Source organism: Streptomyces sp. NPDC097595, assembly GCF_044761525.1.
Taxonomy (GTDB): Bacteria; Actinomycetota; Actinomycetes; order Streptomycetales; family Streptomycetaceae; genus Streptomyces; species Streptomyces drozdowiczii_A.
Genome location: NZ_JBIWCN010000019.1, coordinates 30755 through 53943 on the forward strand (window position 1 = coordinate 30755; position 23189 = coordinate 53943).

21 protein-coding genes are annotated in these 23189 nt (G+C 71.1%); 12 read left to right on the forward strand and 9 right to left on the reverse strand.

Annotated elements, in window-relative coordinates; translation table 11 throughout:
• The first annotated feature begins 18 nt into the window (after positions 1-18).
• Both ACIQZN_RS26325 and era read left to right on the forward strand, forming a co-directional pair.
• Positions 19-381, forward strand: coding sequence for a cytidine deaminase (locus ACIQZN_RS26325; protein ID WP_403998596.1), 363 nt, complete (start codon positions 19-21; stop codon positions 379-381).
• A 94-nt stretch (positions 382-475) separates the two neighbouring features.
• Positions 476-1450, forward strand: a complete 975-nt coding sequence (gene era / locus ACIQZN_RS26330; protein WP_383303849.1) for a GTPase Era — start codon at positions 476-478, stop codon at positions 1448-1450.
• 28 nt (positions 1451-1478) lie between these two features.
• Here the strand turns inward: era and ACIQZN_RS26335 are convergent, their stop codons facing one another.
• The gene (locus tag ACIQZN_RS26335; protein WP_403998600.1) at positions 1479-1745 is read right to left on the reverse strand and encodes a protealysin inhibitor emfourin; all 267 of its coding nucleotides are present in this window, start codon (positions 1743-1745) and stop codon (positions 1479-1481) included.
• Positions 1746-1758: 13 nt separating this feature from the next.
• The gene (locus ACIQZN_RS26340; RefSeq protein WP_403998603.1) at positions 1759-2835 is read right to left on the reverse strand and encodes a M4 family metallopeptidase; all 1077 of its coding nucleotides are present in this window, start codon (positions 2833-2835) and stop codon (positions 1759-1761) included.
• A 315-nt stretch (positions 2836-3150) separates the two neighbouring features.
• On the opposite strand from ACIQZN_RS26340, the gene leuA reads away from it, so the two are divergent.
• The 5 genes from leuA to ACIQZN_RS26365 all read left to right on the forward strand — a co-directional run bounded on the left by leuA (position 3151) and on the right by ACIQZN_RS26365 (position 8128).
• On the forward strand, positions 3151-4938 hold the full coding sequence (gene leuA / locus ACIQZN_RS26345) for a 2-isopropylmalate synthase (RefSeq protein WP_403998606.1): 1788 nt from the start codon (positions 3151-3153) through the stop codon (positions 4936-4938).
• A gap of 209 nt (positions 4939-5147) precedes the next feature.
• The gene (locus ACIQZN_RS26350; RefSeq protein ID WP_403998609.1) at positions 5148-5825 is read left to right on the forward strand and encodes a TerB family tellurite resistance protein; all 678 of its coding nucleotides are present in this window, start codon (positions 5148-5150) and stop codon (positions 5823-5825) included.
• Between the two features lie 127 nt (positions 5826-5952).
• Positions 5953-6699 carry a DNA repair protein RecO gene (gene recO / locus ACIQZN_RS26355; protein WP_403998612.1) on the forward strand — a complete coding sequence of 249 codons (747 nt, stop codon included), beginning with the start codon at positions 5953-5955 and terminating at the stop codon, positions 6697-6699.
• Positions 6700-6720: 21 nt separating this feature from the next.
• Positions 6721-7548 (forward strand): isoprenyl transferase, encoded by an 828-nt coding sequence (locus ACIQZN_RS26360; RefSeq protein WP_403998615.1) that lies wholly within the window; start codon positions 6721-6723, stop codon positions 7546-7548.
• 49 nt (positions 7549-7597) lie between these two features.
• Positions 7598-8128, forward strand: a complete 531-nt coding sequence (locus ACIQZN_RS26365; protein WP_403998618.1) for a YcxB family protein — start codon at positions 7598-7600, stop codon at positions 8126-8128.
• Positions 8129-8159: 31 nt separating this feature from the next.
• Here ACIQZN_RS26365 and ACIQZN_RS26370 read toward each other — a convergent pair whose 3' ends face one another.
• From ACIQZN_RS26370 to ACIQZN_RS26385, 4 genes are all read right to left on the reverse strand, one after another.
• The gene (locus tag ACIQZN_RS26370) at positions 8160-8594 is read right to left on the reverse strand and encodes a Fur family transcriptional regulator (protein ID WP_403998621.1); all 435 of its coding nucleotides are present in this window, start codon (positions 8592-8594) and stop codon (positions 8160-8162) included.
• Between the two features lie 65 nt (positions 8595-8659).
• Complete coding sequence (locus ACIQZN_RS26375) at positions 8660-9553, reverse strand: metal ABC transporter permease (RefSeq protein WP_403998624.1); 894 nt, start codon at positions 9551-9553, stop codon at positions 8660-8662.
• A 2-nt stretch (positions 9554-9555) separates the two neighbouring features.
• Positions 9556-10338 (reverse strand): metal ABC transporter ATP-binding protein, encoded by a 783-nt coding sequence (locus ACIQZN_RS26380; RefSeq protein WP_403998941.1) that lies wholly within the window; start codon positions 10336-10338, stop codon positions 9556-9558.
• Positions 10339-10412: 74 nt separating this feature from the next.
• Positions 10413-11366 (reverse strand): metal ABC transporter substrate-binding protein, encoded by a 954-nt coding sequence (locus ACIQZN_RS26385; protein WP_403998627.1) that lies wholly within the window; start codon positions 11364-11366, stop codon positions 10413-10415.
• A gap of 143 nt (positions 11367-11509) precedes the next feature.
• Between ACIQZN_RS26385 and ACIQZN_RS26390 the strand changes: the two genes are divergently transcribed.
• On the forward strand, positions 11510-12892 hold the full coding sequence (locus tag ACIQZN_RS26390) for a glycine--tRNA ligase (RefSeq protein WP_366438806.1): 1383 nt from the start codon (positions 11510-11512) through the stop codon (positions 12890-12892).
• 246 nt (positions 12893-13138) lie between these two features.
• Positions 13139-13372 carry a DUF6243 family protein gene (locus ACIQZN_RS26395; protein ID WP_403998630.1) on the forward strand — a complete coding sequence of 78 codons (234 nt, stop codon included), beginning with the start codon at positions 13139-13141 and terminating at the stop codon, positions 13370-13372.
• 111 nt (positions 13373-13483) lie between these two features.
• Here ACIQZN_RS26395 and ACIQZN_RS26400 read toward each other — a convergent pair whose 3' ends face one another.
• Positions 13484-14905 carry an MFS transporter gene (locus ACIQZN_RS26400; RefSeq protein ID WP_403998944.1) on the reverse strand — a complete coding sequence of 474 codons (1422 nt, stop codon included), beginning with the start codon at positions 14903-14905 and terminating at the stop codon, positions 13484-13486.
• Between the two features lie 163 nt (positions 14906-15068).
• Here ACIQZN_RS26400 and ACIQZN_RS26405 point away from each other — a divergent pair, with 163 nt between their 5' ends.
• Complete coding sequence (locus ACIQZN_RS26405) at positions 15069-15959, forward strand: helix-turn-helix domain-containing protein (RefSeq protein WP_403998633.1); 891 nt, start codon at positions 15069-15071, stop codon at positions 15957-15959.
• On the opposite strand, the gene ACIQZN_RS26410 is transcribed toward ACIQZN_RS26405, so the two are convergent.
• Complete coding sequence (locus ACIQZN_RS26410) at positions 15929-17398, reverse strand: MFS transporter (protein WP_403998636.1); 1470 nt, start codon at positions 17396-17398, stop codon at positions 15929-15931. The two genes, ACIQZN_RS26405 and ACIQZN_RS26410, sit on opposite strands and share 31 nt — an antisense overlap.
• 15 nt (positions 17399-17413) lie before the next feature.
• A complete protein-coding gene (gene bla / locus ACIQZN_RS26415) occupies positions 17414-18334 on the reverse strand; it encodes a class A beta-lactamase (RefSeq protein WP_403998639.1) in 921 nt (306 codons plus the stop codon).
• A gap of 141 nt (positions 18335-18475) precedes the next feature.
• On the opposite strand from bla, the gene dusB reads away from it, so the two are divergent.
• Positions 18476-19624: a tRNA dihydrouridine synthase DusB gene (gene dusB, locus ACIQZN_RS26420; RefSeq protein WP_403998642.1), complete on the forward strand. Its 1149-nt coding sequence runs from the start codon at positions 18476-18478 to the stop codon at positions 19622-19624.
• 419 nt (positions 19625-20043) lie between these two features.
• On the forward strand, positions 20044-22755 hold the full coding sequence (gene ppdK / locus ACIQZN_RS26425) for a pyruvate, phosphate dikinase (protein ID WP_403998645.1): 2712 nt from the start codon (positions 20044-20046) through the stop codon (positions 22753-22755).
• The last annotated feature ends 434 nt before the right edge of the window (positions 22756-23189 follow it).

Here is a 23189-nt window from a genome sequence, read left to right on the forward strand (position 1 = left end):
GCTTCGTATGCTCGGCACATGACTGAGAGCACCGGCACCACCGACCTCGGCGCCGAGGACCGCAAGATCGTCACCCTGGCGCGCAGCGCCCGCGCCCGCAACGGCGTCCCCGAGGGCGCGGCCGTCCGGGACGAGACCGGGCGCACCTATGTGGCCGGCACCGTGGAGCTGGAGTCGCTGAAGCTCAGCGCGTTGCGGACGGCCGTCGCGATGGCGGTGGCCAGCGGGGCGAAGTCCCTGGAGGCCGCCGCGATCGTCTCCGAGGCCGAGGCCCCCTCCGAGGAGGACCGGGCCGCCGTACGGGACCTGGGCGGGGCGGGCACGCCGGTGCTGCTCGCCGGGCCGGACGGACAGCTCCGGCTCAGCGTCACGGCCGGCTGACCCCGGTACGGGGGCGGGGCCCGGGGCCGTCCGGACCGGGCCCGGAGGGCGTGGCGGGCGCCTCGGTGCCCCGGCGCCCCCGGGATCGGGGACAATGGGCGCCATGAGCGTTCGACCTAACCCTGAAGCCGCCGCGCGGCAGGCCGAGAACCCCGCCCCCCACCGGGCCGGCTTCGCCTGCTTCGTGGGCCGCCCCAACGCGGGCAAGTCCACCCTGACGAACGCTCTGGTCGGGCGGAAGGTGGCCATCACCTCCAACCGTCCGCAGACGACCCGGCACACCGTGCGCGGCATCGTGCACCGGCCGGACGCCCAGCTGATCCTGGTCGACACCCCCGGGCTCCACAAGCCGCGCACCCTGCTGGGCGAGCGGCTGAACGACATCGTGCGCACCACCTGGGCCGAGGTCGACGTGATCGGTTTCTGCCTGCCCGCCGACCAGAAGCTCGGCCCCGGCGACAAGTACATCGTCAAGGAGCTCGCGGGCATCCGGAAGACGCCCAAGATCGCGATCATCACCAAGACCGACCTGGTCGACTCCAAGCAGCTCGCCGAACAGCTGCTGGCCGTCTCGCGGCTCGGCGAGGAGCTGGGCTTCGAGTGGGCGGAGATCATCCCGGTCTCGGCCGTCAAGGACCAGCAGGTCGACCTGCTCTCCGACCTGATCGCCCCGCTGCTGCCCGAGAGCCCGCCGCTCTACCCCGAGGGCGACCTCACGGACGAGCCGGAGATGGTGATGGTCGCGGAGCTGATCCGCGAGGCCGCGCTCGAAGGCGTACGCGACGAGCTGCCGCACTCCATCGCGGTCGTCGTGGAGGAGATGCTGCCGCGCGAGGACCGGCCGGCGGACAAGCCGCTGCTGGACATCCACGCCAACGTCTACATCGAGCGCCCCAGCCAGAAGGGCATCATCATCGGCCCGAAGGGCAAGCGCCTGAAGGACGTCGGCACCAAGTCCCGCAAGCACATCGAGGCCCTGCTCGGCACCCCCGTCTTCCTCGACCTGCACGTCAAGGTCGCCAAGGACTGGCAGCGCGATCCCAAGCAACTGCGCAAGCTCGGGTTCTGAGACCTGCCAGACCCTTGAGGGCCTGATCTCACGCGCCCTCCTTCAGGACGCGTGAGATCAGGGCGCGCTGGGCCTCGGTCAGACGGGGGTCCGCGCAGTGCACGGTCCGGCCGTCCACCGTTATCCGGTAGCTGAAGCCGTCCGGGACGCCCCGGGGCGCGGCGGCCTGGCCGTCGGCGAGTGCCGTGCCGGCCAGGGCCTCCCACTCCTGGGCGTCGGCCAGTCCGGAGGTGTCGATCTCGCGGTGGCGCGCGATGCCGGCGAAGCCGCCGGTCCTGCTCACCTGGATCCGCATGCGGTGTCCCTTCCTAGTCGGTCGGAACGCCCACCTCCGACCACGCCTTGAGAACGGCCTCCACCTCGTCGCCCTCGCCGAAGCGGCTGCGCGCCGCCGCCACGGTCAGCCGGGCGAAGTCCGCGAAGTCCGCGTCCACCGCCAGTTCACCACCTGTGAGCACATCGAACCAGAGCTGGCCCGCCCGCTCCCAGGAGCTGCCGCCCAGCGCGGTCGCCAGGAGATAGAACGCGCGGTTGGGGATGCCGGAGTTGAGGTGGACCCCGCCGTTGTCGTCGCCGGTGTGGACGTAGTCGTCCATGGACGCCGGCTGTGGGTCCTTGCCGAGCACGTCGTCGTCGTACGCCGTGCCGGGCGCCTTCATCGAGCGCAGCGCCACGCCCTGGACCCGGGGCGCGAGCAGCCCCTCGCCGATCAGCCAGTCCGCCTGGTCGGCGGTCTGGCCCAGCGAGTACTGCTTCACGAGGGAGCCGAAGACGTCCGAGACCGACTCGTTGAGCGCGCCGGACTGGCCGTAGTAGCTCAGGTTGGCGGTGTACTGCGTGAGCCCGTGGGCCAGTTCGTGGGCGATCACGTCGATGGCGACGGTGAAGTCGAGGAAGATCTCGCCGTCCCCGTCGCCGAAGACCATCTGCTCGCCGTCGAAGAAGGCGTTGTTGTACTTCTCGTCGTAGTGGACGGACCCGATCAGGGGGAGCCCGTGGCCGTCGATGGAGCGCCGGCCGTAGGCGGTGAGCAGCAGGTCGAAGGTGGCGCCGAGGCCCGCGTACGCGCGGTTGACGCTGGCGTCCTTCGTGGGCTTCTCGCCCTCGCCGCGGACCTTGGTGCCCGGCAGGTCCGTGCCGTGGCGGCAGTCGTAGAGCGTGCGGTGGGGCTTGGCGCTGCCCTCGTCGTCCGGCTCGACGGGGGCCGTGGGCCGGGCGACGGCCGTCATCTGGCGGCGGGTGCGCCGGGCCGCGTCGGACTCCAGGGTGCGGCGGGCCGGATCGGCGAGGACGGGGTCGTCGGACTGGGACAGCTTGTCGAGGACGTGGGGCGGGACGATGGTGCAGAAGACGGGGTGGAACCCCTGCTGTGAACGAGGCTGCATACACACGACTGTGGCACTGCGTAAGTGTGATGTCACTGGTTGCAACCAGGGTTGCTGAAATGGAGTGATTGGTCACTGTTGGGCGTTTAGGTCGTCCCGTACGGGTAAGGGCGGTTGCCGATCCCGCATACTGGAACGGCACCCACGTCTCGGGCGCCCCTCGGCTAGTCTCGACGCATCATGCGTTTCGGGCTGCTTCTTCTTAGCTGCCGCGGCGAGGGCCTGTAGTCGAGGCCGACCCCCTCCCCGCGGAGTCTGGTGTTGCAGAAACACAGTCGGCCGTCCCCGAGAAGGACACCCGAGGAGCCCCGCGCCATGACCGAAGTGAACCCCGCCCAGACCCCCGCCTCGCACGCCGTCGGCCGTCCCACGCCGATCACCAACGCCGCGGTGCTGCAGAAGCCGTCCGGGATGCCGGTCCACAAGTACGGCCGCTACGAGGCTGTCGACATCCCCGACCGCACCTGGCCCGAGAAGCGGATCACCAAGGCGCCCCGCTGGCTGTCCACGGACCTGCGCGACGGCAACCAGGCCCTGATCGACCCGATGTCGCCGGCCCGTAAGCGCGAGATGTTCGACCTGCTCGTACGCATGGGCTACAAGGAGATCGAGGTCGGCTTCCCGTCCTCCGGTGAGACGGACTTCGCTTTCGTCCGCTCCATCATCGAAGAGGGCGCGATCCCCGAGGACGTGACGATCTCCGTCCTGACGCAGGCCCGCGAGGAACTGATCGAGCGGACCGTCGAGTCGCTGGTGGGCGCCCGGCGCGCCACCGTCCACCTGTACAACGCCACCGCCCCCACCTTCCGCCGCGTGGTCTTCCGCGGCTCGAAGGAGGAGGTCAAGCAGATCGCCGTGGACGGCACCCGGCTGGTCATGGAGTACGCGGACAAGATCCTGGGCGACGAGACGATCTTCGGCTACCAGTACAGCCCGGAGATCTTCACCGACACCGAACTGGACTTCGCCCTGGAGGTCTGCGAGGCGGTCTGTGACGTCTGGCAGCCCGAGGAGGGCCGCGAGATCATCCTCAACCTGCCCGCCACCGTGGAGCGTTCGACGCCGTCCACGCACGCGGACCGGTTCGAGTGGATGTCGCGCAACCTGTCGCGCCGCGAGTTCGTCTGCCTGTCCGTCCACCCGCACAACGACCGCGGCACCGCCGTCGCCGCCGCCGAACTGGCCCTGATGGCCGGGGCGGACCGGATCGAGGGCTGCCTGTTCGGCCAGGGCGAGCGCACCGGCAACGTCGACCTGGTGACGCTGGGCATGAACCTGTTCTCGCAGGGCGTCGACCCGCAGATCGACTTCTCGCAGATCGACGAGATCCGCCGCACCAGCGAGTACTGCAACCAGATGGAGGTCCACCCGCGCCACCCCTACGCGGGCGACCTGGTCTACACCGCCTTCTCCGGCTCCCACCAGGACGCCATCAAGAAGGGCTTCGACGCCATGGAGGCCGACGCGGCCGCCCAGGGCAAGACGGTGGACGACATCGAGTGGGCCGTGCCGTACCTGCCGATCGACCCGAAGGACGTCGGTCGCTCCTACGAGGCGGTCATCCGGGTCAACTCGCAGTCCGGCAAGGGCGGCATCGCGTACGTCCTGAAGAACGACCACAAGCTGGACCTGCCCCGCCGGATGCAGATCGAGTTCTCCCGGATCATTCAGGCCAAGACCGACGCCGAGGGCGGCGAGGTCACGCCGACGGCGATCTGGAGCGTCTTCCAGGACGAGTACCTGCCCAACCCCGAGAACGCCTGGGGGCGCGTGCAGATCCGCTCCGGCCAGAGCACGACCGGCACCGACGGCCGCGACACGATCACCGTCGAGGCGACCGTGGACGGCACGGACACCGTGCTGACCGGCACCGGCAACGGCCCGATCTCCGCGTTCTTCGAAGCGCTGCAGGCCATCGGCATCGACGCCCGGCTGCTGGACTACACCGAGCACACCATGAGCGAGGGCGCGAGCGCCCAGGCCGCCTCGTACATCGAGTGCGTCATCGACGGAAAGGTGCTGTGGGGCATCGGCATCGACGCCAACACCACCCGCGCCTCGCTGAAGGCGGTCGTCTCGGCCGTCAACCGCGCCACCCGCTGATCCGGCGCCCGAAAGGGCCCGGAGTCGTACGGTCCGCGAACCCCGCCCACCCGCTTCCGGGGGGCGGGGTTCGGCCATTCTCCGGGCGGTTGTGACCGGCGGGGTGCTGACGGCACAAGGGTGATGTGGTTAACATCACGTCGACACGGCAGTGTTGCCGGAGTGTTACGGAGGTGTGCGACGTGCGGTCAGCCCTGGGACAACGCGCCATGAAGCTGCGTATCTGCGGCATCCGTACGCTGTGGGACACCACCGGTGACGGGGAGTTCTTCTGCCCCGGCTGCGGCGGTGACCGCAACTACCGCCGCCTCACGGGCCGCCGTCGCTTCGCCGTGCTGGGCGTGCCCCTGCTGCGGCGCGGCACCACGGGCCCGGTGGTCGAATGCGCCGCCTGCCACCAGCACTTCGACCCGGAAACGCTCGACCACCCCACCACCACCCGGTTCTCCGCGATGCTGCGGGACGCCGTGCACACCGTGGCCCTCGGCGTCCTCGCGGCCGGCGGCAGCACCTCCCGTACGGTCCTGGAGAGCGCCGCCGACACCGTGCGCGGCGCCGGGTTCGACGACTGCACGCCCGAACAGCTCGCGACCGTGGTCGAGGTGCTGTCCGCCGACATCGGCCAGGGCTCCGCGTTCGACCCGGCGGCCGAGGCGTGCGGCGCGGCCCTCGCCATCGAGCTGCACGAGGCGCTGGAACCGCTCGCCCCGCACCTCGCCCCCACCGGGCGCGAATCGATTCTGCTCCAGGGCGCCCGGATCGCCCTCGTCGACGGCGCGTACAGCACCGCCGAACGCGAGGTGCTGACCACCGTCGGCGGCGCGCTGAGGCTGCGCGCCGAGGACACCGCCCGCCTGCTCGCCGAGGCGGCGCGTACGCCCTCCTGATCCGCCCCCCGGCCCTCCTGGGGCTCCTGTGGGCCCGGGGGCTCGGGGTGACCGCCGGGGGAGCCCTACGGCCCCGCCGCACGGGGGCGGGCCCCGGGTGTCAGTGGCGTACCGGACAATGGGACGCATGAGCTTGTTCCGGGACGACGGCGTGGTGCTGCGCACGCAGAAGCTGGGCGAGGCCGACCGGATCATCACGATACTGACCCGGGGCCACGGCCGGGTGCGGGCCGTCGCGCGCGGGGTGCGGCGCACCAAGTCGAAGTTCGGGGCCCGTCTGGAGCCGTTCTCCCATGTGGACGTGCAGTTCTTCGCGCGGGGCAGCGAGCTGGTCGGGCGCGGTCTTCCGCTGTGCACCCAGAGCGAGACGATCGCCCCGTACGGCGGCGGGATCGTCACGGACTACGGGCGCTACACCGCCGGGACCGCGATGCTGGAGACCGCCGAGCGCTTCACCGACCACGAGGGCGAGCCCGCGGTCCAGCAGTATCTGCTGCTGGTGGGCGGGCTGCGCACGCTGGCCCGGGGCGAGCACGAGCCGCATCTCATCCTGGACGCCTTCCTGCTGCGCTCCCTCGCGGTCAACGGCTACGCCCCCAGCTTCGACGACTGCGCGCGCTGCGGACTGCCCGGCCCGAACCGTTTCTTCTCCGTGGCGGCGGGCGGCATCGTATGCGGCGACTGCCGGGTGCCCGGCAGCGTCGTACCCTCGGCTGAGGCCGTCGCCCTGCTGAGCGCCCTGCTCACCGGCGACTGGGAGACGGCGGACGCGTGCGAGGCGCGTCATGCCAGGGAGGGGAGCGGACTGGTGTCCGCGTATCTGCACTGGCATCTGGAGCGCGGGCTGCGTTCACTGCGGTACGTAGAGAAGTGACACAGGGAGACTGAGAAGCACATGGCAGTACGCGGGATGCTCGGCGGCCGTAACCGGCGCGACTACAAGACCCCGGAGCCGCACCCGTCCGGTGCCGTGCCCCCGAAGATCCCCGGTGAGCTGGTGCCCAAGCACGTCGCCATCGTGATGGACGGCAACGGCCGCTGGGCGAAGGAGCGCGGCCTGCCCCGCACCGAGGGGCACAAGGTCGGCGAGGCCGTCGTCATGGACGTGCTCAAGGGCTGCATCGAGATGGGCGTCAAGAACCTCTCGCTGTACGCCTTCTCGACGGAGAACTGGAAGCGGTCCCCGGAGGAGGTGAAGTTCCTGATGAACTTCAACCGGGACGTCATCCGCCGCCGCCGTGACGAGATGGACGCGCTCGGTATCCGTATCCGCTGGGTGGGCCGCATGCCCAAGCTGTGGAAGTCCGTCGTCCAGGAGCTCCAGGTCGCCCAGGAGCAGACCAAGGACAACGACAAGATGACGCTGTACTTCTGCGTCAACTACGGCGGCCGGGCCGAGATCGCGGACGCCGCGCAGCGGATCGCGCAGGACGTCGCCGCCGGACGGCTCGACCCGTCGAAGGTCAACGAGAAGACGTTCGCGAAGTACATCTACTACCCGGACATGCCGGACGTGGACCTCTTCGTGCGCCCCAGCGGCGAGCAGCGCACCTCGAACTACCTGATCTGGCAGAGCGCGTACGCCGAGATGGTCTTCCAGGACGTGCTGTGGCCGGACTTCGACCGCCGCGACCTGTGGCGCGCCTGCCTGGAATTCGCCCAGCGCGACCGCCGGTTCGGCGGCGCGGAGGAGGTCGCGGCGACATCGGATCCCCGGGCCTGAACCCCTGCCGGTACGATCACGGCTCTTTCACACACGTCAGGTGGGGGCCATGAACGAACAGCGGGATGCCGTGCACGGAGCGGTCGAGCTGAGATACCGCCCGGAGTTGCGCGATTACACGACGGCGCTCCGCGCCCGCAACCGGGTCAGCGCCTCGGGCCGGCGGCAGCGGGTCCTGGGGGTGGTCGCGACGGGATGCGGCGTCGTGGCCACCGCACTGTCGCTGGCGAAGGGCGAGGATGTACCGGTGCCCCTGCTGGCGGCGCTGCTGATCTGCGGCCCGCTGCTGTTCCTCGGCCCGTGGCTGATGGCGCGCCAGCTGTTCCGGTTCGTACGGCGGCAGGGCGAGTTCCGGGTGCGGGTCGAGGAGTCCGGCGTCGCCGTCGACACGGACAGCACGAGCGCGGTCGTCAAGTGGCGGGCGCAGCCGCGGTACGTGGAGACAGCGGACCTGTTCGTGATGTTCAGCGACGACCGGAACGCCACCGGGGTGACCGTGATACCCAAGCGGGGCGTCCGGGACGGGTCCGATGTGGACCGCGTGCGCGCGATCTTCGACCGGAACCTGACGAAGGTCTGAACGGCCGGAGCGGGAGCCGCCCCGGTCCGGCCTACTTCTCGCCGCCCGCGCAGTCCGCGCAGGTGCCGAAGACCTCGACCGTGTGCGCCACGTTGACGAAGCCGTGCTGGCTGGCGATGGTCTCCGCCCACTGCTCGACCACGGGCCCCTCCACCTCGACCGCCTTGCCGCACATGCGGCAGACCAGGTGGTGGTGGTGCTCGCCGGTCGAGCAGCGCCGGTAGACGGACTCGCCCTCCGTGGTGCGCAGGACGTCCACCTCGCCCGCGTCCGCGAGGGACTGGAGGGTGCGGTAGACCGTCGTCAGGCCGACCGAGTCCCCCCGGTGCTTGAGGACGTCGTGCAGCTCCTGGGCGCTGCGGAACTCGTCCACCTCGTCGAGCGCCGCCGCGACGGCTGCCCGCTGCCGGGTCGAGCGGCCGCGTACCGGAGCCGCGTTCGTCCCACTGATCGGCGCCGTCGCCACAGGAGCCTCCTCGTGTCGCCCGTACATCTGTCGGGCCATTGTGCCAGCCCGCCCCGTCCGGGGAGTCAGACTCGGACGTCGTCCGGTGCCGGGCGGGCTCCCGGTACTTCCAGGGTGCACCGCTCCGCCTCGGTCTCGCCGCGCCGGGCGCGGCCGCGGGCGAGCGGGGCGGCGAGCAGCGTCAGGACGACGAAGACCCCGATGGCCAGCAGCACGATCGTCGCGCCGGGCGGAACGTCCTGGTAGTACGAGGTGATGGTGCCGGACAGGGTGACGCCGACGCCGATGACGACCGCGAGCACGAACGTCACCTTGAAGGACCGGGTGATCTGCTGCGCGGCGGCGACCGGGACCACCATCAGGGCGCTGACCAGCAGCAGCCCCACGACCCGCATCGCGACCGTGACGGTCACGGCGGCGGTGACCGCGACGAGCAGGTTCAGCATCCGCACCGGCAGGCCCGTCACCCGGGCGAACTCCTCGTCCTGGCTGACGGCGAACAGCTGCCGCCGCAGCCCGACCGTCACCAGCAGCACGAACGCGGCGAGCAGCGAGATCGAGGTGATGTCCTCGGAGGAGACCGTGGACAGCGAGCCGAAGAGGTACGAGGTCAGGTTGGCGTTCGAGCCGGTGTCCGAGAGGTTGATCAGCAGGACACCGCCCGCCATGCCCCCGTAGAAGAGCATGGCCAGCGCGATGTCGCCGCGGGTGCGGCCGTACCAGCGGATCAGCTCCATGACGACCGCGCCCGCGACGGCGACCGCGGTGGCCATCCAGACCGGGCTGGTGGAGAGCAGGAAGCCGAGGCCGACGCCGGTCATCGCGATGTGGCCGATGCCGTCGCCCATCAGGGCCTGCCGGCGCTGCACGAGGTAGATGCCGACGGCGGGCGCGATGACGCCGACCAGCACGGCGGCGAGCAGCGCCCGCTGCATGAAGGGAGGGTCGAGGAATTCCATGGTCAGCTCAGCAGTCCCGTCCGGACGGGCTCGGAAGCCGCGTGGGGGTGTACGTGGTCGTGGCCGGGCAGCGCGTGCTGGCCGACGGCCTTCGGGGGCGGCCCGTCGTGCAGGACGCAGCCGTCCCGCAGCACGACCGCCCGGTCGATCAGGGGCTCCAGCGGGCCCAGCTCGTGCAGGACGAGGAGCACGGTGGCGCCGCCGGCGACCTGCTCGCGCAGGGTGGCGGCCAGGATCTCCTGGCTGGCCAGGTCCACGCCCGCCATCGGCTCGTCCATGATCAGGAGCTCCGGTTCGGCGGCGAGCGCGCGGGCGATGAGCACGCGCTGGTGCTGGCCGCCGGAGAGGGCGTTGACCGAGTCCTTCGCGCGGTCGGCGAGGCCGACGAGCTCGATGGCCCGGTCGACGGCGGCGCGGTCGGCCCTGCGGGGGAGGCCGAGCCGGGTGCGGGAGAGCCGCCCGGCGGAGACGACCTCGCGGATCGTGGCGGGCACGCCGCCGGCCGCCGTGGTGCGCTGCGGGACGTAGCCGACCCGGGCCCAGTCGCGGAAGCGGCGCAGCGGGGTGCCGAAGAGCTCGACGGTGCCGCCGGTCAGGGGGACCTGGCCGATGACGGAGCGGACGGCCGTGGACTTGCCGGAGCCGTTGGCGCCGAGCAGGGCGACGACCTCGCCCCGCTGCACGGTCAGGTCGACGCCGCGCAGCACGGGGCGCGAGCCCAGGGTCGCGGTGGCGTCGCGTACGGCGATCACGGGTTCGCTGGTGGGGTGCTGGGGCTCGGGCATGAGCGCCTCCGGTGCTGCTGCGCGGTTCGGGCCGACGGGAGCGGTGAGGTCGTCGGGTGCGGTGGGGTCGTCGCTCACTTCGCGCCGAGCGCCGAGCGCAGGGCGGCGAGGTTGGACTTCATGACCTCGATGTAGTCATCGCCCTTGGACTTGTCCGTGATTCCCTCCAGCGGGTCCAGGACGTCGGTCTTCAGGCCGGTGTCGCGGGCGACGGTCTTCGCCGTCTTGTCGCTGGCGAGCGTCTCGAAGAAGACGGTGGTGACCTTCTTCTTCTCGGCGATGGAGTGCAGGGCGCTGATGCGGGCGGGGCTGGGCTCGGCCTCGGGGTCGATGCCGGCGATGCCCTCCTGGGTGAGGCCGTAGCGCTCGGCGAGGTAGCCGAAGGCGGAGTGCGTGGTGATGAACGTCTTCGTCGCGGTGTTCTTCAGCCCGGTCCGGTACGCGGTGTCGAGCGCTCCCAGCTCCTTGACCAGGGCGTCGGTGTTCCTGCGGTAGTCCGCCGCGTGGTCCGGGTCGGTCTTCTCCAGGGACGTGCCGACGCCCTTGGCGACCTCGGTGTACTTCACCGGGTCCAGCCAGATGTGCGGATCGGCGCCGGCCTCGTCGCCCTCGTGCGCGTGGCCGTGCTCCTCACCGCCGGTCTCGGTGCCGTGGTCCTCCAGCGTGGTCAGCGTCGCGGCGTCCAGGGTGTGGGAGGCGCCGGACTGCTTGATCGCCTCGTCGACGGCCGGCTGGAGGCCCTTGAGGTAGAGGATGAAGTCCGCGTCGCTGAGCCTGCCGGTCTGCCGGGGGCTGAGCTCCAGGTCGTGGGGCTCCACGCCGGGCTTGGTGAGGCTGGTGACCGAGACGTGGTCGCCGCCTATGCGCTCGGCCAGGAACTGCATCGGATAGAAGGACGCCACCACGTCCAGCCGGCCGTCGCCCTTGTGGTCGGAGGTGTCGGACGACGAGCAGGCGGTGACGGCGGTGAGACCGAGCGCGACCGCGCCGGTGACGGCGGCGGCCGGTATGAGGCGGCGTATGTTCATGACACTCATTTTCAACAAAAGTGGAAACGATTGTCAACAAGCGGGGTTCGCGGCCGGGACCGATACCGATTTGATCGAAGGGGAGTGGCCGCCGGTAATCTGGGCCATTCGCCCGCCCGTTCCGTCGTAATGAAGAGAGCACCGTGGCCGCCGACAAGATCGACACCATCGTCAGCCTGAGCAAGCGCCGTGGCTTCGTCTACCCCTGCAGCGAGATCTACGGTGGTCAGAAGGCCGCCTGGGACTACGGGCCGCTGGGCGTCGAGCTCAAGGAGAACCTGAAGCGCCAGTGGTGGCGCTACATGGTCACCTCCCGCGAGGACGTCGTCGGCATCGACTCGTCGGTCATCCTGGCCCCCGAGGTGTGGGTGGCGTCCGGCCACGTCGCCACGTTCTCGGACCCGCTGACCGAGTGCACCTCCTGCCACAAGCGCTACCGCGCGGACCACCTGGAGGAGGCGTACGAGGAGAAGCACGGCAAGGCGCCCGCGAACGGCCTCGCCGACCTCAACTGCCCGAACTGCGGCAACAAGGGCACCTTCACCGAGCCCAAGCAGTTCTCCGGCCTGCTCTCCACGCACCTCGGCCCGACCCAGGACTCCGGCTCGGTCGCCTACCTGCGCCCCGAGACCGCGCAGGGCATCTTCACCAACTTCTCCCAGGTGCTGACCACCGCGCGCAAGAAGCCCCCGTTCGGCATCGCGCAGATGGGCAAGTCCTTCCGCAACGAGATCACTCCGGGCAACTTCATCTTCCGCACGCGCGAGTTCGAGCAGATGGAGATGGAGTTCTTCGTCAAGCCGGGCGAGGACGAGCAGTGGCAGGAGTACTGGATGGAGCAGCGCTGGAACTGGTACACCGGTCTCGGCATGCGCGAGGAGAACATGCGGTGGTTCGAGCACCCGCAGGAGAAGCTCTCCCACTACTCCAAGCGCACCGCTGACATCGAGTACCGCTTCCGCTTCGGCGGCAGCGAGTGGGGCGAGCTGGAGGGCGTCGCCAACCGCACCGACTACGACCTCAACGCCCACTCCAAGGCGTCGGGCACGGACCTCTCCTTCTTCGACCAGGAGAAGAGCGAGCGCTACACCCCGTTCGTCATCGAGCCGGCGGCCGGTGTCGGCCGCGCGATGCTGGCCTTCCTCCTCGACGCGTACAGCGAGGACGAGGCGCCGAACGCCAAGGGCGTCATGGAGAAGCGCGCCGTGATGCGCCTCGACCCGCGCCTGGCGCCGGTCAAGGTCGCGGTCCTCCCGCTCTCCCGCAACCCGCAGCTCTCGCCGAAGGCCAAGGGCCTCGCCGCCGATCTCCGGCAGAACTGGAACATCGAGTTCGACGACGCCGGCGCCATCGGCCGCCGCTACCGCCGCCAGGACGAGATCGGCACGCCGTTCTGCGTCACCGTCGACTTCGACACCCTGGACGACAACGCGGTCACCGTCCGCGAGCGCGACACGATGAAGCAGGAGCGCGTCTCCCTGGACCAGATCCAGGGCTACCTCGCCTCCCGCCTGCTCGGCTGCTGACGCCCGCACCCGCCGACCGAAGCCCCCGGCTTCCGCGCCCGCCGCGGAACCGGGGGCCTCGTGCGCCGGGGGGACCGGGGACGGAAAACCGGGTGAGCCGGGCGCCCGGTGTGGGTACCGTCCTGCCCATGTCTTCGTTCTTCCAGATCTACGAGTGAGAGCGCGGCGGGTCCGACCACCCGCCGCCCCCCGGATCGATCCGAGGTCACGAGAGACCTCACCGAGACCACACATTGGGAGAACCCCATGGCCAAGAGCCGCAACAACCTCCTCGGCGTCGGCGGACAGCGCAAGAAGCTGTCCCGCGGCGGGGCGCAGGGCGCCGGTCCCGCCGGAGAGGCCGCCGACCGCAAGTCGGCCGCCGACCAGAAGCAGGAGCTGCTCCGCAAGATGCGGGAGCGGGCCGCCGGCACCGAGCAGCCCGACACCGCGGACGCCGACGCGCCGGCCGCGGAGCCGGAGGCCCCGGCGCAGAGCTGACGCCCCGCGCACACACCGAGGCCCCGGCGGGCCGGACCACCAGGTCCGCCCGCCGGGGCCGTGCCGTGTCCGCCCCGCGTCCCGGGCCGCCCCGTCCGGAGCCCCCGCCCCTCAGCTCACCGTGCGCGGCAGCCGCAGGCTCAGCGCGGTCGTCAGGGCGACCGCCGCCAGCTGGACGAGCAGCGTCACGATCAGCGCGTCCCGCATCCCCGACCCCGGCACCAGCGCCAGGAACAGCGAGCCGAGCGTCGCCACGCCCAGGGTCAGCGTCGCCTGCTGGGTCGTCGTCATCACACCGCCGCCCACCCCGGCCCGCTCCGGCGGTACGTCCGACAGGATGATGCGGAAGATGACCGGCAGCTGGAGGCCCTGGCCGAAACCGGCGACCGCCATGCCCGGCAGCAGGCCCGCCATGCCCAGGTCCGGCCAGCCCCGCCACACGGTGAACGCGAGCACCGCCACGCCCACCGCCTGGATCAGCCCGCCCGCCGTCACGACCCGGCTGCCGTACCGCCGCACCAGCCGGGGACCGGCCAGCGAGGCCGCGAAGAAGGCCACCGCCATCGGGGCGATCGACAGCCCGGACCGCGCCGGGCCCAGCTGCAGGCCCTGCTGGAGCGCGACCGCGATGACGAACATGAAGCCGCCGAAGCCCACCGAGAACGGCACCACCAGGGCGAGCCCGCGCCGCAGCGACTCCAGGCGCAGCAGGCTCGGCGGCACCAGTGGGACCAGCCCGCGCCGGTCCGCCCGCCGCTCCACCCGGTAGAAGGCCGCCGCCGCGAACGGGAACAGCGCGAGGGACACCCAGGTCCACAGCGGCCAGCCCGCCGCCCGGCCCTCGGTGAGCGGGGCCAGCAGCGTCAGCAGCGACACCGCGAGCAGCAGCGTGCCCGGTACGTCGACGGGCGCGGGCCGGTCCGCCCGCGTCTCCGGGACCGCGCGCGCCGCCAGCACCAGACCGATCGCCGCGACGGGCACGTTGACCAGGAACACCGACCGCCAGCCCGCGCTCTCGCCGAACACCGAGGAGAGCGGCGCGGCGGCGACCAGCGCCCCGCCCAGGATCTGGCCCGCGACCATGGAGAGCCCGGCCGTCGCCCCGTACAGGCTCATCGCCCGGGCCCTGCGGTGGCCGGAGGTGGCCGCCTGGATGGTGGCGAGGACCTGCGGCAGCATCAGCGCGGCCGACGCGCCCTGGGCCACCCGCGCCGCCACCAGGGTCCAGGCGGTCGGGGCGAGCCCGCAGGCCAGCGAGGTCAGCCCGAAGGCCGCGATGCCGGCCAGGAAGAGCCGGCGCCGCCCCGCCATGTCACCGAGCCGCCCGCCGAGGACGAGCAGCACGGCGTAGGCGAGGCCGTAGCCCGCGACGACCAGTTCCAGCAGGGCCGGGCCCGCCGCCAGGTCGCGGTCGATGGTGGGCAGGGCCACGTTGACGATGAAGAAGTCGATGAGGGGAAGGGCCGCGCCCAGCAGCACGGTGAACAGCCCCAGCGTGCCGAGGACCGGGGCGGGATGGTCGTGCCGCACCACCGGGGAGGTGGTGGCGCTTGCCGTTGTCGTCCGTACAGAGGATTCACTCACGCCATCGACGATCGCGCCCCTCGCAGCCTGGTACCAGAGTGTCCTTATCCTGGTACAAGGACCACCAGGCACCAGCAGCCCGGGGCCCGCACCGGGCCCGCACCCTGGAGGAATGACGACGATGGCGACGCCCCTGACGCAGACGGCCGTCCCCGGCGCGAGCGAGCCCGACATCCGGCGGCACGAGCTGGCGAACTTCCTGCGCAGCCGCCGCGAACGGATCACCCCCGAGCAGGTCGGCCTCGTCCGGGGCCGCCGCCGGCGCACCCCGGGGCTGCGCCGCGAGGAGGTCGCCCAGCTCTCCGCCGTCGGCGTCACCTGGTACACCTGGCTCGAACAGGCCCGGGACATCCAGGTCTCGCCCCAGGTCCTCGACGCCCTCGCCCGCGCCCTGCTGCTGGACCGCAGCGAGCGCAGCCACCTCTTCTCGCTCGCCGCGGCCATCGACCCGGCCCCCGGCACCGACTGCCCGCACGTCACCCCGGCGCTGCGGACCATGCTGCGGCAGCTGGAGCCGATCCCCGCCTGTGTGCAGAACAGCCGGTACGACATCCTCGCCCACAACCGCACGTACGGGCGGCTGCTCTGCGACCTGGAGGAGGTCGCGCCCGAGGACCGCAACGTCATGCTGCTCGCCCACACCAACGCGCAGTGGCGGGCCTCCGTCATGGACACCGCCGAGGTGACCCGCTACATCACCGCCAAGTTCCGCGCGGCGATGGCGGAACACCTCGCCGAGCCCGCCTGGAAGGAGCTGCTGGGGCGCCTGGAGGCGGCCTCGGAGGAGTTCCGCGAGAACTGGGCCCGGCACGAGGTCGTCGGCGCGGGCAGCCGGGCCAAGGTCTTCCGCAACGCCTGGGTGGGGCTGCTCCGGGTGGAGGCCACCGACCTGTGGCTCGGTCCCTCGGCCGGACCGCGCCTGGTCAGCTACGCGCCCCGGGACGACGAGACGTACGAGCGGCTGGCCCGCCTTCAGGAACTGGTGCGGGCTTCCGAAGGCTGAGCGGCCGAGCTCCCGGCCACCGGTTCCGCCAGCCGCTCCGCAGTCCGGCGGGCGGTGGACCGGGCCCAGCGGCCGCTGCTCAGGGCGCCGATCAGCAGGACGGCGAGCCCGCAGCCGGTGACGATCCACCAGCCGGGCCGGCTCGCCGCCACGAAGCCGTCCGAGCCGCCCGGGTCCGCCATGCCCGCCGCCAGGACCGCGCCGATCACGGCGACCCCGAGGGTCTGCCCGATCTGCCGGCTGGTGGAGGCGACGGCGGCCGCGACGCCCGCCTGGGAGCGGGGCATGCCGGAGACGGCGGTGTTGGTGATGGGCGCGTTCACCGAGCCGAAGCCCAGGCCGAACAGCACATACGCGGCGAACATCGAGACCGTCCCGGTCTCCGCGTCGAAGGCCGCCAGCATCAGGCCGCTCACCGCCATCGCACCGCCCGCGATCAGCAGCGGGATGCGCGGTCCGCGACTGGCCACGAGCCGCCCGGACAGCGGCGACAGCAGGCACACCACCGCCGCCATGGGCAGCGTGTAGAGCCCGGCGTCCAGCGCGCTCAGGCCCCGGACGTCCTGGAGGTAGAGCGTGTTGAGGAAGAGGAAGCCGCCGAGCGCGGCGAAGGCGCTGACGGCGATGACCGTGGCCCCGCTGAACGGCACGCTGTGGAAGAACCGCAGGTCGATCAGCGGATCGGCGCGCCGGGGCTCGTACACCAGCAGCCCCACGAGGGCCGCCGCCGCGAGCCCCGCGAAGAGCAGGATCTCGGCGGAGGCCCATCCCTTCTGCGGGGCCTCGATGATCGCGTACGTCAGCGAGCCCAGCAGCGTGATCACCAGGAGCTGGCCCAGCGGGTCCGGGCGGCGGGCCCGGTGGGCGCGCGACTCGGGGACGTAACGCCAGGTCAGCAACAGGGCGGCGAGGCCCACCGGGAGGTTGACCCAGAAGATCGAGCGCCAGCCGACCGAGTCGACCAGAGCGCCGCCGACCACCGGTCCCGCCGCCATCGAGACGCCGACGACCGCGCCCCAGACCCCGATCGCGCGGGCGCGCTCGCGGGGGTCGGTGAAGGTGTTGGTGATGATCGACATCGCGACCGGGTTGAGCATCGAGCCGCCCACGGCCTGCACCATCCGGAAGGCGATCAGCGCCTCCAGATTCGGTGCCAGCGAGCAGAGCGCCGAGCCCAGCGTGAACAGCACCAGGCCCGCCATGAAGACCTTCCGCCGGCCGATCCGGTCGGCGGTGGAACCGGCGAGCATCAGCAGGGATGCGAGGACGAGCGTGTACGCGTCGATCGTCCACTGCATCCCCGCGACGCTCGCGTCGAGGTCCTGGCGCATGGCGGGCAGGGCGACATTGAGGGCGGTGGTGTCGAGGCTGACGATCAGCAGGCTCATGCAGCAGATCGCCAGCACCAGCATCCGCCGTCGGTGGCTGAGCTCAGGCATTCATTGATAGTACGACTAACTAACGACTGCTGCCGCCAGGGCCTTCGCCACGTCCCGCACCAGCGGGTGGTCGCCGGCCGCGTCCGAAGGGCCCGTCGGCTTCGTCGTCAGCACCGCCAGGACCACCGGTACGCCTTCCTCCGTCCACGCGACGCCCACGTCGTTGCACGAGGCGTACGAGCCGCCGCCCGTCTTGTCGGCGACCGTCCACTCCGGCGGCAGCCCGGCCCGGAACCGCGTCCCGCTCGTCCGGCAGTTGAGCAGCCAGTGGGTCAGCAGTGCGCGGTCCCGGCGCTGCAGCACGTCCCCCAGGACCAGCCGGGCGTAGTCGCGGGCGAGCGCGGACGGGGTCGTGGTGTCCGTGACCCGGCCCGGCTCGGCGGAATTCAGCACGGGCTCCCAGCGGTCCAGCCTGGTCACCCGGTCGCCCAGCGAGCGGGCGAAGCGGGTGACGGCGTGCGGGCCGCCGAGCTCGCGCAGCAGCAGATTGCCCGCGGTGTTGTCGCTGTCCCCGATGGCGGCGTCGCAGAGCCGGGCCACGCTCAGCCCGTTCGCGATGTTCTCCGCGGTGTCCGTGACCGGCGAGTCGGAGACGCAGTCCGCCTTCGTGTAGTGGATCACCTTCGCCAGGACCTCGCCGTCCCGGTCCAGATCCCGCAGGACGGCCGCCGCCGCGAGCGTCTTGAACGTGGACAGCATCGGGAAGCGCTCGTCCGCCCGGTGCCGCACCGCGACCCCGGTCGCCACGTTGTACGCGAACGCGCCGACGCGGGCGCCGTGCGTCCGCTCCAGCTCGCGCAGCCGGGCCGTCGTGGGATCGGCCGCCGCGCGGGCGGTGCCCGCGGTACCGAGGAGCAGCACCCCGGCGCCGCCGAGCGCGAGCAGACCGCGACGGCTGGGGGAGCCGGGAGTTAAGCGGGCAGAGGTCGTAGTCATGAGCTTCGTCTCCTTCACAGGCCGGCCGGTCGCCGGAATCCCCACGCTACGGCGGGGGTCGGACAACGCCCCCTCTTCCCCTCGCCCCGGCGGGGCGGGACGCCCTGGGGAGCAGTCATCGGCGTACGGGACAATGGGGCCATGACCACGCTCGCCCCCTCGCCCCCGCTGCTCCGCATCGGCCCGCACACCGTGCAGCCGCCGGTGGTCCTCGCGCCCATGGCCGGCATCACCAACGCCCCCTTCCGCACGCTGTGCCGGGAGTTCTCGGGCGGCAAGGGCCTCTTCGTCAGCGAGATGATCACGACGAGGGCCCTGGTCGAGCGCAACGAGAAGACCATGCAGCTCATCCACTTCGACGCGACCGAGACCCCGCGCTCGATCCAGCTGTACGGAGTGGACCCGGACACGGTCGGCAAGGCCGTCAGCATGATCGTGGACGAGAACCTCGCCGACCACATCGACCTCAACTTCGGCTGCCCGGTCCCCAAGGTCACCCGCAAGGGCGGCGGCTCGGCCCTCCCGTACAAGCGGCCGCTGCTGCGCGCGATCCTGCACGAGGCGGTCTCCCGGGCCGGGGACCTGCCCGTCACGATCAAGATGCGCAAGGGCATCGACGACGACCACCTGACCTATCTCGACGCCGGCCGGATCGCCGTCGAGGAGGGCGTCACGGCGGTCGCCCTGCACGGCAGGACCACCGCCCAGCACTACGGCGGTACCGCCGACTGGGACGCCATCGCCCGCCTCAAGGAGCACGTCCCGGAGATCCCGGTGCTCGGCAACGGCGACATCTGGTGCGCGGACGACGCCCTGCGCATGATGCGCGAGACCGGCTGCGACGGCGTCGTCGTGGGGCGCGGCTGCCTGGGCCGCCCCTGGCTCTTCGGCGACCTGGTCAGCGCGTTCGAGGGCACGGAGACCCGGCAGGCGCCCACGCTGCGCACCGTCGCCGACGTGATGCTGCGGCACGCGACGCTGCTGGGGGAGTGGATCGGTGACGAGGCGCGCGGCGTGATCGACTTCCGCAAGCACGTCGCCTGGTACCTCAAGGGCTTCGCGGTCGGCTCCGAGATGCGCAAGAAGCTGGCGATCACCTCCTCGCTGGAGGAGCTGGGCTCCCAGCTCCAGGAGCTTGACCTCGACCAGCCCTGGCCGGACGGCGCCGACGGTCCGCGCGGCCGCACCTCGGGCAACAACCGGGTGGCTCTCCCGGACGGCTGGCTGAAGGACCCGTACGACTGCGCGGGCATCAGCGCCGACGCGGAGCTGGACACCTCCGGGGGCTGAGAAAAGCCGTCGGCGCATGGGGGGCACCGCGTGCCCCCCATGCGCGTTTTCGCTCATCTGAGCGGTGGCCCCATCGAGTGATTCTCGCCACCTTGAGAGGCGTGACGCTCAGATGAGCGGGAAAACCGGGGCTGCATTTCTCAAAGGGTGGCACTGAGTGCCAGGTGCTCGTACTTTGATCGATCGATGCTTCGGCTACTTTCGGCCACCTAATCGCGGGTTCCGGTGTGCGCTGCGTGATCCTGTGTACGACTCCTGAATGCAGGATTCCGGATGGCTTCCGGCCGGCCGACTTTCGATCTGCTGGCGGACGGGTGGTTACGGCCGTACGACGCGCAAGTGGACGTACCCAGGCACCTTCGATCTGGGTATGTTCCTCGCCGTCAGGGCAGCCACCGCGTCTTCGAGGAGTCGAGACCGTGTCGGAAAACAAAGATGTGCAGAAGTTCGTCTACGACTTCACCGAAGGCAACAAGGATCTGAAGGACCTCCTCGGCGGGAAGGGGGCCAACCTCGCCGAGATGACCAACCTCGGGCTCCCCGTCCCGCCCGGCTTCACCATCACCACCGAGGCGTGCAAGGTCTACCTGGACAGCGGTGACGAGCCGGCCGCCCTCCGCGACGAGGTGAGTGCGCACCTCGGCGCCCTGGAGACGCGGATGGGCAAGAAGCTCGGCCAGGCCGACGACCCGCTGCTGGTCTCCGTACGCTCCGGCGCCAAGTTCTCGATGCCCGGGATGATGGACACCGTCCTCAACATCGGCCTCTCCGACGCCTCCGTGGTGGGCCTCGCCGCCCAGGCCGGCGACGAGCGGTTCGCGTGGGACTCCTACCGCCGGCTGATCCAGATGTTCGGCAAGACCGTGCTCGGGGTGGACGGCGAGCTCTTCGAGGAGGCGCTGGAGGCCGCGAAGGAGGCCAAGGGCGTCAAGGTCGACGTGGACCTGGACGCGGGCGACCTGAAGAAGCTGGTCAAGGAGTTCAAGAAGATCGTCGCGCGGGACGCCGGCCGCGACTTCCCGCAGGACGCGCGCGAGCAGATGGACCTGGCCATAAAGGCGGTCTTCGACTCGTGGAACACCGACCGGGCCAAGCTCTACCGCCGCCAGGAGCGCATCCCCGGCGACCTCGGCACCGCCGTCAACGTCTGCTCGATGGTCTTCGGCAATCTCGGCCCCGACTCCGGTACGGGCGTCGCCTTCACCCGTGACCCGGCCAGCGGCCACCAGGGCGTCTACGGCGACTACCTCCAGAACGCGCAGGGCGAGGACGTCGTCGCGGGCATCCGCAACACCGTGCCGCTCGCCGAGCTGGAGTCGATCGACAAGCAGTCGTACGACCAGCTGCTGACGATCATGGAGACGCTGGAGACCCACTACAAGGACCTCTGCGACATCGAGTTCACCATCGAGCGCGGCCACCTGTGGATGCTCCAGACCCGGGTCGGCAAGCGCACCGCCGGTGCCGCCTTCCGGATCGCGACCCAGCTGGTCGACCAGGGGCTCATCGACGAGGCCGAGGCCCTTCAGCGGGTCACCGGCGCCCAGCTCGCGCAGCTGATGTTCCCGCGCTTCGACGACACCGCGAAGACCCGGCGGCTCGGCCGGGGCATCGCCGCCTCGCCCGGCGCGGCGGTCGGCAAGGCGGTCTTCGACTCGTACACCGCCGTCAAGTGGTCCCGGTCCGGCGAGAAGGTCATCCTGATCCGCCGCGAGACCAACCCGGACGACCTGGACGGCATGATCGCCGCCGAGGGCATCCTCACCTCGCGCGGCGGGAAGACCTCGCACGCCGCCGTCGTCGCCCGGGGCATGGGCAAGACCTGTGTCTGCGGCGCCGAGGAGATCGAGGTCGACACCAAGCGCCGGCGCCTCACGGTCGGCGACATCGTCGTGGAGGAGGGCGACGTCGTCTCCGTCGACGGCTCCACCGGCAAGGTGTACCTCGGTGAGGTCCCCGTCGTACCGTCCCCCGTGGTCGAGTACTTCGAGGGCCGGATGCACGCGGGCGCCGACGACGCCGACGAACTGGTCGCCGCGGTACACCGGATCATGGCGTACGCGGACCGGGTGCGCCGGCTGCGGGTGCGGGCCAACGCGGACAGCGCGGAGGACGCCCTGCGTGCCCGCCGCTTCGGCGCCCAGGGCATCGGCCTCTGCCGCACCGAGCACATGTTCCTCGGCGAGCGCCGCGAGATGGTCGAGAAGCTGATCCTGGCCGACACCGACCAGGAGCGCGAGACCGCCCTGGAGCAGCTGCTCCCGCTCCAGAAGGCGGACTTCATCGAGCTGTTCGAGGCGATGGACGGGCTGCCGGTCACCGTGCGGCTGCTCGACCCGCCGCTGCACGAGTTCCTGCCGGACATCACCGAGCTCTCGGTACGCGTGGCCCTCGCCGAGGCCCGCAAGGACGCCAACGAGAACGACCTGCGCCTCCTCCAGGCCGTGCACAAGCTGCACGAGCAGAACCCGATGCTGGGGCTGCGCGGGGTGCGCCTCGGCCTGGTCATCCCCGGCCTGTTCGCCATGCAGGTGCGGGCCATCGCCGAGGCGGCCGCCGCCCGCAAGAACGCCAAGGGCGACCCGCGCGCCGAGGTCATGATCCCGCTCGTCGGCACGGTCCAGGAGCTGGAGATCGTCCGCGACGAGGCGGACCGGGTCATCGCGGAGGTCCAGGCCGCCACCGGCACCGACCTCAAGCTGAAGATCGGCACCATGATCGAGCTCCCGCGCGCCGCGCTGACCGCCGGGCAGATCGCGGAGGCGGCGGAGTTCTTCTCCTTCGGCACCAACGACCTGACCCAGACGGTGTGGGGCTTCTCCCGCGACGACGTGGAGGCGTCCTTCTTCACCGCGTACCTGGAGAAGGGCATCTTCGGGGTGTCGCCCTTCGAGACGATCGACAAGGACGGCGTCGGCTCGCTGGTCACGAACGCCGTCGCGGCCGGCCGGGCCACCCGCCCGGACCTGAAGCTGGGCATCTGCGGGGAGCACGGCGGCGACCCCGAGTCGGTGCACTTCTTCCACGAGGCCGGTCTCGACTACGTCTCCTGCTCGCCGTTCCGCATTCCGGTGGCGCGTCTTGAGGCGGGCCGGGCGGCGGCCGGGGCGCGGGCGAGCGACAGCCGCTGACGCGGAATTCCTGAGACGGTGGCACCCTGTGCGGGGGTGCCACCGTCTTGTCATGTGGGACGGCATCCCCGTACAACGTTGTCATGCTCCGGTAAATTGGCGCCCAGCGCCCATTGCTTCGTTTAATGCGCAAAGAAATCGAGTTGAACGGACCGGGGTGCGGCCCGTGGATCCCCATCCACGGGCCGCACCCGGCTTACCCCCATCGAGTGCGGAGCCGCACCATTGCCAACCGCCGCCGAACGAGCAAAACCCCCCACGGCCTTCACTCGCTCTTCCGGTGGCTCCGGAATCGCACCCGACGCCGTACAGCTTTTCGTCCGGCGGGCGGTCCCGGCGAGGCGTTTCACCTCTGGCCGAAACCCCGTGGTGACGTGCTGTTACGATTCGCATACTCTTGCGAGGGGGGAATTGCAGGTGCAAGGGGTGGGAGT